The sequence below is a fragment of the Acidovorax sp. GW458-11-26-14-TSB4 genome (genome assembly GCF_059423865.1).
On record NZ_JBWKYR010000024.1, the window covers coordinates 1 to 12,748 of the forward strand.

14 protein-coding genes are annotated in these 12,748 nt (G+C 67.2%); 11 read left to right on the forward strand and 3 right to left on the reverse strand.

What is annotated here, in order from left to right; translation table 11 throughout:
* Window positions 1-168: 168 nt before the first annotated feature.
* Window positions 169-615 carry a universal stress protein gene (locus AC07X5_RS28130; protein WP_409957489.1) on the reverse strand — a complete coding sequence of 149 codons (447 nt, stop codon included), beginning with the start codon at window positions 613-615 and terminating at the stop codon, window positions 169-171.
* A 99-nt stretch (window positions 616-714) separates the two neighbouring features.
* Between AC07X5_RS28130 and AC07X5_RS28135 the strand changes: the two genes are divergently transcribed.
* From AC07X5_RS28135 to AC07X5_RS28180, 10 genes are all read left to right on the forward strand, one after another.
* Complete coding sequence (locus AC07X5_RS28135; RefSeq protein WP_494772808.1) at window positions 715-3,168, forward strand: heavy metal translocating P-type ATPase; 2,454 nt, start codon at window positions 715-717, stop codon at window positions 3,166-3,168.
* Window positions 3,168-3,305: a cbb3-type cytochrome oxidase assembly protein CcoS gene (gene ccoS, locus AC07X5_RS28140; protein ID WP_007860012.1), complete on the forward strand. Its 138-nt coding sequence runs from the start codon at window positions 3,168-3,170 to the stop codon at window positions 3,303-3,305. Before AC07X5_RS28135 ends, ccoS begins: the two co-directional genes overlap by 1 nt.
* 62 nt (window positions 3,306-3,367) lie before the next feature.
* Window positions 3,368-4,813, forward strand: a complete 1,446-nt coding sequence (gene ccoN, locus AC07X5_RS28145) for a cytochrome-c oxidase, cbb3-type subunit I (protein ID WP_494772809.1) — start codon at window positions 3,368-3,370, stop codon at window positions 4,811-4,813.
* Between the two features lie 27 nt (window positions 4,814-4,840).
* Window positions 4,841-5,479 carry a cytochrome-c oxidase, cbb3-type subunit II gene (gene ccoO, locus AC07X5_RS28150; protein ID WP_494772810.1) on the forward strand — a complete coding sequence of 213 codons (639 nt, stop codon included), beginning with the start codon at window positions 4,841-4,843 and terminating at the stop codon, window positions 5,477-5,479.
* Window positions 5,480-5,618: 139 nt separating this feature from the next.
* Window positions 5,619-5,756, forward strand: coding sequence for a cbb3-type cytochrome oxidase subunit 3 (locus tag AC07X5_RS28155; RefSeq protein WP_184864295.1), 138 nt, complete (start codon window positions 5,619-5,621; stop codon window positions 5,754-5,756).
* A gap of 57 nt (window positions 5,757-5,813) precedes the next feature.
* Window positions 5,814-6,740, forward strand: coding sequence for a cytochrome-c oxidase, cbb3-type subunit III (gene ccoP / locus AC07X5_RS28160; RefSeq protein ID WP_494772811.1), 927 nt, complete (start codon window positions 5,814-5,816; stop codon window positions 6,738-6,740).
* Window positions 6,741-6,856: 116 nt separating this feature from the next.
* The gene (gene ccoG / locus AC07X5_RS28165; protein WP_494772812.1) at window positions 6,857-8,317 is read left to right on the forward strand and encodes a cytochrome c oxidase accessory protein CcoG; all 1,461 of its coding nucleotides are present in this window, start codon (window positions 6,857-6,859) and stop codon (window positions 8,315-8,317) included.
* Window positions 8,318-8,362: 45 nt separating this feature from the next.
* Entirely contained in the window at window positions 8,363-8,647 is a 285-nt protein-coding gene (locus tag AC07X5_RS28170) for a FixH family protein (protein WP_494772813.1), read from the forward strand.
* Between the two features lie 160 nt (window positions 8,648-8,807).
* Window positions 8,808-9,101 (forward strand): hypothetical protein, encoded by a 294-nt coding sequence (locus AC07X5_RS28175; protein ID WP_494772814.1) that lies wholly within the window; start codon window positions 8,808-8,810, stop codon window positions 9,099-9,101.
* A gap of 131 nt (window positions 9,102-9,232) precedes the next feature.
* Complete coding sequence (locus tag AC07X5_RS28180) at window positions 9,233-10,003, forward strand: helix-turn-helix transcriptional regulator (RefSeq protein ID WP_494772815.1); 771 nt, start codon at window positions 9,233-9,235, stop codon at window positions 10,001-10,003.
* Between the two features lie 19 nt (window positions 10,004-10,022).
* Here the strand turns inward: AC07X5_RS28180 and AC07X5_RS28185 are convergent, their stop codons facing one another.
* Both AC07X5_RS28185 and AC07X5_RS28190 read right to left on the reverse strand, forming a co-directional pair.
* Window positions 10,023-11,018: an MBL fold metallo-hydrolase gene (locus AC07X5_RS28185; protein WP_494772816.1), complete on the reverse strand. Its 996-nt coding sequence runs from the start codon at window positions 11,016-11,018 to the stop codon at window positions 10,023-10,025.
* A gap of 37 nt (window positions 11,019-11,055) precedes the next feature.
* Window positions 11,056-11,739: a glutathione S-transferase family protein gene (locus AC07X5_RS28190; protein ID WP_494772817.1), complete on the reverse strand. Its 684-nt coding sequence runs from the start codon at window positions 11,737-11,739 to the stop codon at window positions 11,056-11,058.
* Between the two features lie 97 nt (window positions 11,740-11,836).
* Here AC07X5_RS28190 and AC07X5_RS28195 point away from each other — a divergent pair, with 97 nt between their 5' ends.
* Window positions 11,837-12,748: a LysR family transcriptional regulator gene (locus AC07X5_RS28195; RefSeq protein ID WP_494772818.1), complete on the forward strand. Its 912-nt coding sequence runs from the start codon at window positions 11,837-11,839 to the stop codon at window positions 12,746-12,748.

Below are 12,748 nucleotides of genomic sequence, written 5' to 3' on the forward strand. Positions count from 1 at the left end.
TTCTTTGGGGTACGTTTCTTTGGCGACGCAAAGAAAGGTACCTCGGCCGCCGGGCCGAGACCCGGCTCCCGCCCTCAGCAAAGGCAAGCCCTCAAAACAGCCACGCCGCCGGGCGCACATCCCTGCCCGCGCCCTCAACCAAGGCACGCAGCAACCACCGACAGCAAGCTACCTCAACACCAAAACAGGAATGTGCGAATGGGTGAGCACATGCTGCGTCTCACTCCCCATCAACATCCTCTTCACCCCTTTGCGCCCATGCGAAGCCATCACGATCAAATCCGCCTTGTGCTTCTTCGCCGCAGCGATGATCGCCTCGGCCACCAGATCGGACTTGCTCACCACGGCCTTCACCGTGATGCCCCGGGCCTTGCCCCGCGCCTGCACGGCATCGACCAAAGCCTGCGCCGCATCATTCCACTGCTGCTCGATACGCTTCACATCGGCCAGCTCCACGGACACGCCGCCCTCGAAGTAACTGCGCGGATAGCGCGGCACGACCTTGATAGCGATGGCCGTGGCGCCGGACAGCTCCGCCAGTGCCAGGCCATGGTCAACAGCCTTCTCGGACAGGGTGGAGCCATCAGTGGCGATCAGGATGCGTTGGTAGTACATGGTCGTCTCCTTGTAGATACCGCAAGCGTACGGACCATGATGTTCCTCGCCTTGATCCAGGTCAACCCGCCAACCCTGCTGCGGCGATAGGCTTGAGCCATGTCAAATGCCACCCCCATCTCCGCAGAGCCAGACGTGCCGGTGGGCCCCTGGCAGCAGCGGCAGGACCACCAAGCCGCGCTGCTCGACGACCCGCAGGAGTGGGCGTCGTTCGGCCGTCCATGCGCCGCAGGTGGCGCACCGGTCGAATGGCCGCCGGGCGCAGCCCCGCAGGACGCGCCGGCCTGGGAGTCGCATGTGGTGCTCTCGGGCATGCACTGTGCAGCCTGTGCCCTCACCATCGAAGAGGCGCTGCGCAGCGTGCGTGGCGTGCTGCAGGCCGATGTGAGTGCCACCACCCACCGCGCACGCGTGCTGTGGCAGCCCGCGCAGGTGCAGCCCTCGGGCTGGATGGCGGCCGTGGCCCGCGCTGGCTACCAGGCGCTGCCGGCGGTGGATGCGTTCGCGCGCACGGCGCGCCAGCAAGAGAGCCGGCGCGCGCTGTGGCGCTGGCTGGTGGCCGGCTTTTGCATGATGCAGGTGATGATGTACGCATGGCCCGCCTACGTGGCGCAGCCGGGCGACCTGTCGCAGGAGATGGAAACCCTGCTGCGCTGGGCCTCATGGGTCATCACGCTGCCGGTGGTGTGCTTTGCCTGCGGGCCTTTCTTCTCCAGCGCGCTGCGCGACGTGCGGCTGCGTCGCGTGAGCATGGACCTGCCCGTGGCGCTGGGCATGGCCATCACCTTTGCGGTGAGCACGGCGGGTACCTTCGACCCCGCGGGCATCTTCGGCAGGGAGGTGTTCTTCGACTCGCTCACCATGTTCGTGTTCTTTCTGCTCACTGGCCGCTGGCTGGAGCTGCGCTTGCGCGACCGCACGACCGGCGCGCTGGAGGCGGTGATGAACCGCCTGCCCGACAGCGTGGAGCGGCGGGATGCCGACGGGGCTACCTTCACCCGCGTGGCCACGCGCCGCCTGGCCGTGGGCGATGTCATCCGCGTGTTGCCGGGCGAGGCCTTTCCGGCCGACGGCCGCATCACCGAGGGCAACACCCAGGCCGACGAGGCGTTGCTCACGGGCGAGTCCACGCCCGTCGACCGACCCCTGGGCAGCCGCGTGGTGGCAGGCAGCTACAACCTGCAGGCACCCGTTCAAGTGCGTGTAGAGAGCGTGGGCGGCGACACGCGCTTTGCGCAGATCGTCGCGCTGATGGAAAGCGCATCGCTGCAAAAGCCCCGGCTGGCGCAACTGGCCGACCGCGTGGCGCGTCCCTTCCTCGCCGCCGTGCTGGTGGCAGCGGTGCTGGCCGCTGCGTACTGGTGGCGCAGCGATCCGGGCCATGCACTCATGGTGGCGGTGGCGGTGCTCATCGTCACCTGCCCGTGTGCGCTGTCGCTGGCCACGCCGGTGGCCATGCTCACGGCCGCGGGCACGCTGGCGCGCCACGGCCTGCTGGTGCGCAACCTGCAGGGCCTGGAGGCGTTGGCCGCAGTGGACACCATCGTGGTTGACAAGACCGGCACGCTCACGCGCGATGGCATGGCGCTGCAGGCGGTGCACACAAGCATCGCCGGCCTGGCGCACAGCGATGCGCTGGCGCTGGCCGCCGCGCTGGCGCGCCAGTCGGTGCATCCGGCATCGCGCGCACTGTGCGCGGCGGCGCCTGCAGACGCGGGGCGGTGGGTCGCCACGCAGGTGGTCGAAGAGGCCGGCAGTGGCCTGACTGCATTTGTGACAGATGCCCAGGGTGCTGCAGCTCCGCGCAGGCTGCGCCTGGGCTCCGCGCGCCATGCGGGCGTGGGTGCGGGGGAGGAGGGCGCCCACGGCGCCGCGCTGCAGGTGGTGCTGTCCGAAGAGGTCGACGGGCAGGGCACGGCCGTGGAACTGGCACGCTTCACCCTGGCCGAGCAACTGCGGCCCGAGGCCCGCGCCGTGGTGCAGGCCCTGCAGCACGAAGGCGTGGCCGTGCACATGCTCTCCGGCGATCGCATGGCGTCGGTGCAGCGCGTGGCCGGGCAGGCCGGCATCGACCGGGCGCAGGGTGACTGCACGCCGGCCGGCAAGCTGGCCGCACTGCAGATGCTGCAATCCCAGGGGCGCCACGTGGCCATGGTGGGCGACGGGCTCAACGACGGGCCGGTGCTTGCAGGTGCCCACGTGTCCTTTGCCTTCGGCAGCGCGGTGCCGCTGGCGCGCGCGCAGGCCGACTTCGTGGTGCTGGGCGCCAGCCTGGCGCTGGTGCCCGAGGCCCTGCTGCTGGCGCGCAGAACCCTGCGCGTGGTGCGCCAGAACCTGTGGTGGGCCGCGCTGTACAACGCGCTGTGCGTGCCGCTGGCGGTGCTCGGCACCATGCCGGCCTGGCTGGCCGGGCTGGGCATGGCATTGAGTTCGCTGCTGGTGGTGCTCAACGCCTCGCGCCTGGCGCGCCTGCCGGGTGAGAAGCTGATGGAGCCGAGGGGCACCCCGGCCCCTGCGCAAGGCCTTGCTCGCGCCGCGCTGGAGACCTTGTGATGGACATCCTGTACCTGCTGATCCCCCTGTCCGTGGTGCTGGTGCTGCTGATCCTGGCAGGCCTGTGGTGGGCCGTGTACCGCGGCCAGTTCGAGAGCGTGGAACAAGAGGGCGAGCGCATTCTCAGGAACGATTGACATGCGTCAATACCCTCCGGGCCCCTCTGCGGGAGACTCTTTACAACACAAAGAGGTGCCCGATGGATTCAACGCAAAACACAGCTGCAGCGCACTACAACGACACCGTCGTGCGGCAGTTTTCTATCATGGCAGTGGTATGGGGGGTGGTAGGGATGTTGGTCGGCGTCATCATCGCCGCCCAGCTGGCCTGGCCTGAACTCAACCTCGGCATTCCGTGGCTCAGCTACGGGCGCCTGCGGCCGCTGCACACCAACGCCGTCATCTTCGCCTTTGGTGGCTGCGCGCTGTTCGCCACCAGCTACTACGTGGTGCAGCGCACCTGCCAGGTGCGCCTGTTCGCGGGGCCGCTGGCGGCATTCACCTTCTGGGGCTGGCAGCTGGTCATCGTGGCGGCGGCCATCAGCCTGCCGCTGGGCTACACCACGGGCAAGGAATACGCCGAGCTCGAATGGCCCATCGATATCCTGATCACGCTGGTGTGGGTGTCCTACGCCATCGTGTTCTTCGGCACCGTGGGCATGCGCAAGGTGCGCCACATCTACGTGGCCAACTGGTTCTTCGGCGCCTTCATCCTGGCCGTGGCCATCCTGCACCTGGTCAACAGCGCGGAAGTGCCCGCCGGCTGGATGAAGAGCTACTCGGCCTACGCTGGCGTGCAGGACGCCATGGTGCAGTGGTGGTACGGCCACAACGCGGTGGGCTTCTTCCTGACCGCGGGCTTCCTGGGGATGATGTACTACTTCATCCCCAAGCAGGCCGGCCGCCCGGTATACAGCTACCGCCTGTCCATTGTGCACTTTTGGGCACTGATCTTCACCTACATGTGGGCCGGCCCGCACCACCTGCACTACACCGCGCTGCCCGACTGGACGCAATCGGTGGGCATGGTGTTTTCGCTGATCCTGCTGGCGCCCAGCTGGGGCGGCATGATCAACGGTGTGATGACCCTGTCGGGCGCCTGGCACAAGCTGCGTGACGACCCCATCCTGCGCTTTCTGATCGTGTCGCTGTCGTTCTACGGCATGTCCACTTTCGAGGGCCCGATGATGTCCATCAAGACCGTCAACGCCCTGAGCCACTACACCGACTGGACCGTGGGCCACGTGCACTCCGGCGCCCTGGGCTGGGTGGGCCTGATCTCCATGGGATCGCTGTACTACCTGGTGCCGCGCCTGTTCGGCCGCGACAAGATGTACTCGGTCAAGGCCATCGAGCTGCACTTCTGGATGGCCACCGTGGGCATCGTGCTGTACATCGCCGCGATGTGGATCGCCGGGGTGATGCAGGGCCTGATGTGGCGCGCCGTGAATCCCGACGGCACGCTCACCTACACCTTCGTCGAGAGCGTCAAGGCCACCTATCCCTTCTACGTGGTGCGCCTGCTGGGCGGCCTGCTGTACCTGGGCGGCATGGTGGTCATGGCCTGGAACACCTGGGCCACCGCCATCGCCGGCCGTTCGGTCCGGGTGGCCATTCCCGCAGTGCACGCTGCTGCCCACGCATGAGCGGCCCGTACGGAGAGATTTTCAATCATGTCTGACAACAAGAATCCCGCGACCACCGCCACCGGCTTCAGCCACGAAAAGGTGGAGACCAACAACTTCCTGATGATCGTGCTGATCCTGCTGGTGATCGCCGTGGGCGGCCTGGTGGAGATCGTGCCCCTGTTCTTCCAGAAGTCCACCACCGAGGCCGTCAAGGGCGTGGAGCCCTACACCGCCACGCAGTTGATCGGCCGCGACGTGTACATCCGCGAGGGCTGCTACAACTGCCACTCGCAGATGATCCGCCCCTTCCGCGCCGAGACGCTGCGCTACGGCCACTACTCGGTGGCTGGCGAGTTCGTCTACGACCACCCCTTCCAGTGGGGCAGCAAGCGCACCGGCCCCGACCTGCACCGCGTGGGCGGCAAGTACAGCGACGAGTGGCACCGCATCCACCTGCACAACCCGCGCGATGTGGTGCCCGAGTCGAACATGCCCGCCTACCCCTGGCTGGAGAAGACCCCCGTCGATCCCGCCGTGGCCGCGCCCCGCATGAAGGCCCTGCGCACCGTGGGCGTGCCCTACACCGACGCGCAGATCGCCGACGCCACGGCCGAGCTCAAGGGCAAGACCGAGATGGATGCCCTGGTTGCCTACCTGCAGGTCATGGGCCGCGCGCTCAAGTAAGAGCGGCTAAAAAACTCTTCTGGCGTCGTTGCTGCGTCTTGTCGTACTACTCGTACTGCCTGCGACGCAGCGCCTAGCCAGAACCGCTTCGCTGAGTTTTTTCCCCGCTCTAAGTGACACCACATTTTGGGAGATAGCAATGGACATCACCACCATGCGCATCGTTGCCACGCTGGCCTCGCTGGTTTGCTTCATCGGCATCTGGGTCTGGGCCTACCTGGGCAGCAACAAGGACCGTTTCGACGAAGCGGGCCGCGTGCCCTTCGAGCACGAGTGAATGGCCGCATCCGCCACGCGCACAACGACGACAACAACATGAACGAGAGAGCACCCCATGAGTGACTTCACCAGCAATTTCTGGTCGGTCTTCGTGACCGCCGTGACCCTGGGCGGCATCGTCGCCTGCGGGCTTCTGCTGTGGATGGCCGGTCGCAAGAAGGTCATGGCCAACGCAGACAACACCACGGGCCACGTCTGGGACGAGGACCTGGTTGAGATGAACAACCCCCTGCCGCGCTGGTGGGTGTGGCTGTTCGTCATCACCATCGTCTTCGGCCTGGCCTACCTGGCCGCCTACCCGGGCCTGGGCCAATTTGCCGGCAAGCTCGGCTGGACCCAGCTGGGCGAGTACCAGGCCGAGATGGACAAGGCCAAGGCCGAACTGACCCCCCTGTACGCCCGCTTCGCCGACATGAAGCCCGAGGACATGGCCCGCGACCCCCAGGCCCATGCCATCGGCGAGCGCCTGTTCATGAACAACTGCGCGCAGTGCCACGGCTCGGATGCACGCGGCAGCAAGGGCTTTCCCAACCTGGCCGACGGCGACTGGCTGCACGGCGGCACGCCCGACAAGATCCGCGAAACCATCGCTCAGGGCCGCACCGGCGTGATGCCGCCCATGGCGGCGGCCGTGGGATCGCCGGAGGACGTGCGCAATGTCTCGCACTATGTGCTGAGCCTGTCGGGCAGCCCGCACGACTCGCTGCGCGCCTCGCTGGGCAAGTCCAAGTTCGGTGCCTGCGCCGCGTGCCATGGCATGGACGGCAAGGGCAACCAGGCCCTGGGTGCCCCCAACCTGACGGACGACGTATGGCTGCACGGCTGGGGCGAGGCCGCCATCACCGCCATGGTCAACAACGGCAAGACCAACCAGATGCCGGCCCAGGCCGAGAAGCTGACGGATGCCCAGATCAAGGTGCTGGGCTCGTACGTCTGGAGCCTCTCCAACAACGGGTCCGCGCCCGCCGCCGCTGCGCAATGAGGCGCTGAAAGCCGCACCCTTGGCCCTGCCGCCACGGCGGGCCCAGGGCGCACCAGGCCGGCCGCATGCCCCGAACGGGCAGAGCGAAAGGCCATCCCTTTTCGAGAACCGATGCCATGAAGCCACCCAGCGGGCCTGCCCGCAAGGTCATTCCCATCATCCCGGTCGCCGCAGCTCCCGGCGGCGGTACCACCGATGCAGCGGCCGAAGTGGTGTCGCTGTACGAAGCACAAAAGAAGATCTACCCGCGCAGCATCAGCGGCACCTTCGCGCGCTGGCGCTGGGCCATGGTGGCGCTCACGCAGCTGGTGTTCTATGTGGTGCCTTGGCTGCAATGGGGCGAGCGGCAGATGGTGCTGTTCGACCTGGGCGCGCGGCGCTTCTACCTGTTCGGCTATGTGCTGTACCCGCAGGACTTCATCTACCTCACCGGCCTGCTCATCGTCAGCGCGATGTCGCTGTTCCTGTTCACCACGGTGGCGGGGCGCCTGTGGTGCGGCTTTGCCTGCCCGCAGACGGTGTATACCGAGATGTTCATGTGGATCGAGCACAAGGTGGAGGGCGAGCGCAGCGCCCGCCTGCGCCTGGATGCTGGGCCCTGGACCTGGGAGAAGGTCCGCAAGAAGACCACCAAACAGGCCCTGTGGCTCGGCCTGGCGCTGTGGACGGGGTTCACCTTCGTGGGCTACTTCGTGCCTATCCGCGCGTTGGGTGCCGAGCTGCTGGCGCTGCAGGGCAGCTGGCAGATCTTCTGGGTGCTGTTCTACGGCTTTGCCACCTATGGCAACGCGGGCTACATGCGCGAGCAGGTGTGCAAGTACATGTGCCCGTATGCACGCTTCCAGAGCGCCATGTTCGACCGCGACACCCTCATCGTGACCTACGACAACGGGCGTGGCGAACCCCGTGGCCCGCGCAGCAAGGCCGTGGACCCCAAGGTCAGTGGCCTGGGCGACTGCATCGACTGCACTCTGTGCGTGCAGGTCTGCCCCGTGGGCATCGACATCCGCAACGGCCTGCAGTACGAATGCATCGGCTGCGGCCTGTGCGTGGACGCCTGCAACACCGTGATGGACAAGATGCACTACCCGCGCGGCCTCATCCGCTATGCCACCGAGAACGCCGTGGCCGCCCGCTGGAGCGGCGCACAGATGCTGCGCCGCGTGCTGCGGCCCCGCGTGCTCATCTACAGCGCCATTTTGTTGGCACTGTGCGTGGGCCTCACGGCCAGCCTGGCCCTGCGCACCGCCTTCAAGGTCGATGTGGTGCGCGACCGTGCCGCGCTCTCGCGCATCGTTGCGGGTGGGCAGCTCGAAAACATCTACCGCCTGCAGATCATGAACGCCACCGAGGCCGGCCAGCGCTACCGCATCGGTGCCCACGGGCTCGATGGGCTGCAGGTGGCGTCCGAGGCTGAAGTCGACATCGGCGCCGCCGAGTCGCGCTGGGTCGCCGTGCGCCTGCAGATCCCCTACGGCTCGGCCCCGCCCGGATCGCACCCCGTGCAGTTCGAGATCGAGGCCCTGGGCGGCGGGGGCCATGTCACCGAGAAGTCGGTGTTCCTGGTGCCACGCTGACCGGGCCTTCCAGCCCGACGACCCCATTTTTTCAGGAGCAATCACATGCCATCCCCCTCCGTCGCCGCATCGCCCGTGGCCGTCCCGTCCGCCCCCTGGTGGAGGTTCGGCCATGTCTGGCTGGTCATCTCCGGTCCGGCCATCGTCGTCGTGGCAGGCTTTGCCACCTTGTGGCTGGCCATCGCCCGCCCCGACCCCGTGGTGGCCGAGGACTACTACCGCCAGGGCATCGAGATCAACAAGACGCTGGAGGACAACCCCAGCAGCCTGGCCCCCGCCATGAAGGCTCGCAACAATGCGGCCACACCCGAGCAGGACAGGCCGCGTTGAAAGCGGCGCAGCCTCCAAACAACGAAACACCCAACGAGCAAAGCGGTTTTGAATTCGATCGGATAACTAGGCGGGGAGCCGCAGACAGTGCTGTAGCACGGCAAGGCTCCCCAACGACGTTAGCCGATTGAAGGCAAAACCGTAACAAGGAGACAAGCCCATGAGATTGCAGCGACTGATGTGGATTGCCTGGCCCGCCTTTCTGATGGCGGGTGTGCTGGAGATGCTGGTCTTCGCCTTCGTGGACCCGCAGGACATGCACTGGTTCGGCGACCAACCCCTGGCCTTGTCCCGCGAGGGTGTCTACACCGTCGCCTTCTTTGCATTCTGGCTGATCACGATGGCATCGAGCGCGCTCACCACACTGCTGGCCATGTCGCCGTTCGAGCTCAATCGCTGCCCGGTGCCGGTGACGGAGCGGCCTGCGGACTGCGCCCGGCATCACCAGCCCTGAGTGGACGGCGACAGGTGGAGGAAGGCAGGGAAAACCGGGAGGACAAGGGCTGGCACGGCTCTTGAATGCACCAGGGGATCTGCCTACAGTAGCGGGCGGGCCATCCCGGTCCGCAGCCCGCCCCCGCCGCCATGTACCTGAGCCAAGCCCGCGTCGAGAAACTGTCCCGCCTGATGGGCCAGCTGGAGGCGGCCGACCTGCCCGCCAGTGCACCGCTGCGCCTGGCCGTGGGCCAGGACCTGCTGGACCTGTTGCAGGCCGACCACTTTGCCTCCTACACCTGGGACGATGCCGCCCAGCGCTTTGGCGACCGCGCCGCCATCCACATGGACGACGCCAACCTGCAGGCCTACGAAACCTACTACCAGTACCGCGACCCCATCACCCACCAACTGCGCCAGCGCCGTGCGCCCACCCTGGTCACGCAGATCCTGCCCCAGCAGGAACTCATGAAGACCGAGTTCTTCAACGACTTTTTGGCCCGCGATGGCCTGCACCACGGCGTGAACCTGTTCGCCTGGGACGGCGAGCGCAATCTGGGTGACCTGCGCATCTGGCGGGGCCGCCAGCGCGGGCCATTCGACAGGGATACGCTGGACCTGCTGCGGCTGGTGCAGCCGGCATTCACCGGGGCGCTGCGGCGGCTGCGTGACCGCACGGCGGAAATGGCAGCGGTCGCAACTTTGACTGTATCACCTGACCCGTGGCAAGGCCTCAATGGCCGCGCCCGCGAGATCGCCCAGGCCCTGTGCGCCGGCTGGCCCGACAAGAAGATCGCGGCCGAGCTGGGGATTGGCTACTCGACGGTGCGCACGCATGTGGATGGGCTGTTCGAGCGGTTTGGGGTGCATAACCGGACGGAGCTGGTGCGGCGGTTGCTGGGGGTGGGTCGGCGGCACTGAGGTTCGACCAGGCAGTTGCTCAATCTCCGGCCCGGTACCGGTAGTCCACCGGCACAAACGCATACCTCCCCTTGCCCTCCTCGCGCAGATAACCTACCCCTGGGTACGGTATGTGCGCCGCGGCCACCATGCGCCGCTCCCTGGCCAGCCGCGCGAACTGCTGCAGCCGCTGTGCCCGGGCATCGCGCGGCACCACGTCGTAGGCGATGGTCACGTCGGGCCGGGGCATCTGCACGGCCTGCACGTGCAGGATGTCGCCGATGAACTCCAGCGCCTCGCCGCCTTTGCCCTGCAGCACGAAGAAGGCGTGGCCGGGCGTGTGGCCCGGGGTGGGGCGCGAGCGGATGCCGGGCACGATCTCCAACGCGCCGGTGAAAGGGCGCACCTGGCCTGACTTCACATACGGCCCGAGGGCGGTGGTGCCCTGCTGGAAGTAGGCCTTGTCGTAGCCGCGCACGCCTTGCTGGTTGCCGGGGGCGAGGAAGAAATCGACGTCGGCCTTGCCCACGTGGATGGTGGCGTTGGGGAACACGCGCTCGCCTTGGGCATCCACCAGCCCGCCGCTGTGATCGGTGTGGATGTGGGTGATCAGCACGTCCTGGATCTGGCCGGGCTCCACGCCCACGGCCTTCAGGCTGGCCACCAGCTTGCCACCGGCACCGGGGCCGAAGAAGGCGCCCGCGCCGGTATCGACCAGCACCAGCCGGTCGCCCGCGTAGACCAGGTAGGCATTGATCGAGGCCTCCACCGGGTTGGCGAGGAAGCCGCGCGCGAGCAGTTGGTCGGTCTGCGCGGGCTTCAGGTGCAGCAGGGCGTGCAGGTCCTGGGGCACGGTGCCATCGGACAGAGCCACCACCTGCACGCCGCCTACGCTGAAGCGGTAGAAGCCGGCCTGCTGTGTGGCAGGAGGTGTGCTGGCGGGCGCCGCAGGCGCGGCGGCCTGGGCGATGGCCAAAACGGGGCCGAGCAGCGATGCGGCAACGGCCAGGGAAATGAAGGAGCGGCGAATCGTCATGGTCTTGAACAGGTGAGGGGTGAAATACCGGTAGGGGTCAGGCCACACGGCCATGCGGAAACAGCTGAGCTTTGGCATCGGCATCGAGCTCGGCCTTGAAGGCGTGTTTCGTGGCCAGCGCCATGGCAGCGATGGCGGCGGGCCGGGCATTGAGTTCGTCGAAGTGGTGCTTGACGTTGGGAAACTTCGCCCACGCCGCATCGCCCATCAGGTAGGCCAGGCCGCCGCACCAGCCCCAGAGCGACATGTCGACGATGCTGTAGTGCTCATCGCCCAGTACGTAGCGGCGCGTGGCCAGCCGTGCATCGAACAGGGCCCAGTGGCGCTCGGCCTCGAAGAGGTAGCGGTGCAGCGCATACTCCTTGGGCTCGGGGGCGTAGTGGGTGAAGTGCACGGCCTGGCCGGTGAAGGGGCCCAGGCCCGTGGCGGCCAGCATCAGCCACGAGAGCATGTCGGCGCGGCCTGCTGCGCCGGGCGCGCCGAGAAAGCGCCCGGTCTTCTCGGCCAGGTGCAGCAGGATGGCGGCGCTGTCGAAGACCACCGCGTCGCCATCGATCAGGGCCGGCACCTTGCCGTTGGGGTTGATGGCGCGGTAGGCGGCGCTGTGCTGCTCGCCCTTCGAGGTGTCGACCGGCACCATCTGGTAGGGCAGGCCCAGTTCCTCCAGCAGCAGCGCGACCTTGCGCGGGTTAGGGGTGGGGTGGTAATAAAATTGGATCATCTGCAGCTCACAATCAGTGCAATGGAAAGGTGCGCAACGATAGGCCGCACAGGCACCGCAGCGTGAGTCGGAATTGCCGATAGGAGGTATAGGCACCATGGATATACGGCGTTCCGATCTGCCGCTGTTGATCTCGCTCGATGCGCTGCTCGATGAGCTCAACGTCACGCGCGCAGCGCGGCGCCTGAACATCAGCCAGCCCAGCCTGTCGGGCCAGTTGGCCAAGCTGCGCGACCTGTTCGAAGACCCTTTGCTCGTGCCTGCCGAGAACGGCCGTGGCATGGTGCCCACGCACCGCGCGCTGGAGCTCAAGCCCCGCTTGAGCGAGGCGCTCAACCAGCTGCGCGGCGCGGTGGAGTTGGGCGACAGCTTCGACCCCGCCAGCGCGCGCCGCGCCTTCGTGATCGCTGCCAACGACAGCGTGTTCAGCATCCTGGGCCTGCCGGCATTGGGCCGCATTGCCGCCATCGGCAACCCGGACCTGCGCGTGAGCTTCGTGCCAGCAGCCGACTCCGGGCTGGTGGAGCGAATGGAACGCGGCGAGGTCGACCTGTACCTTGGCGACGTGGGCAAGGTGCCCGGCCCGCTCAAGTCGCGCTACCTGATGGGCGACCGCTTCGAGATGGCGCAGCGCATCGGCCACCCGCGCGGCAAGGCACCCGCCACGCTCGACGAGTATTGCGGCCTGCCGCACGTGCTGGTCTCGCAGGTGGGCCACCCGCATAGCCAGATCGACGAGTTGCTCGCGGCCCTTTCACGCAGCCGGCGCGTGGTCGTCACCGTGCCCAGCTACAACCAGGTGGCCCTGGTGCTCACGCACACCGACTGCGTGGCCACCCTGCCCAGCCAGTTGCTGCGCCGCTACGCGGCCATTTTGGAGATACTGCCCGTGCCCTTCGAGATACCGGTGTTCAACCTGGCCATGGCCTGGCACGCCCGCGCGCAGGAGGACGCGGGCCACCGCTGGCTGCGCGAGCTGTTCGTCAGCGCGGTGGGCGCAGGCGCGTAG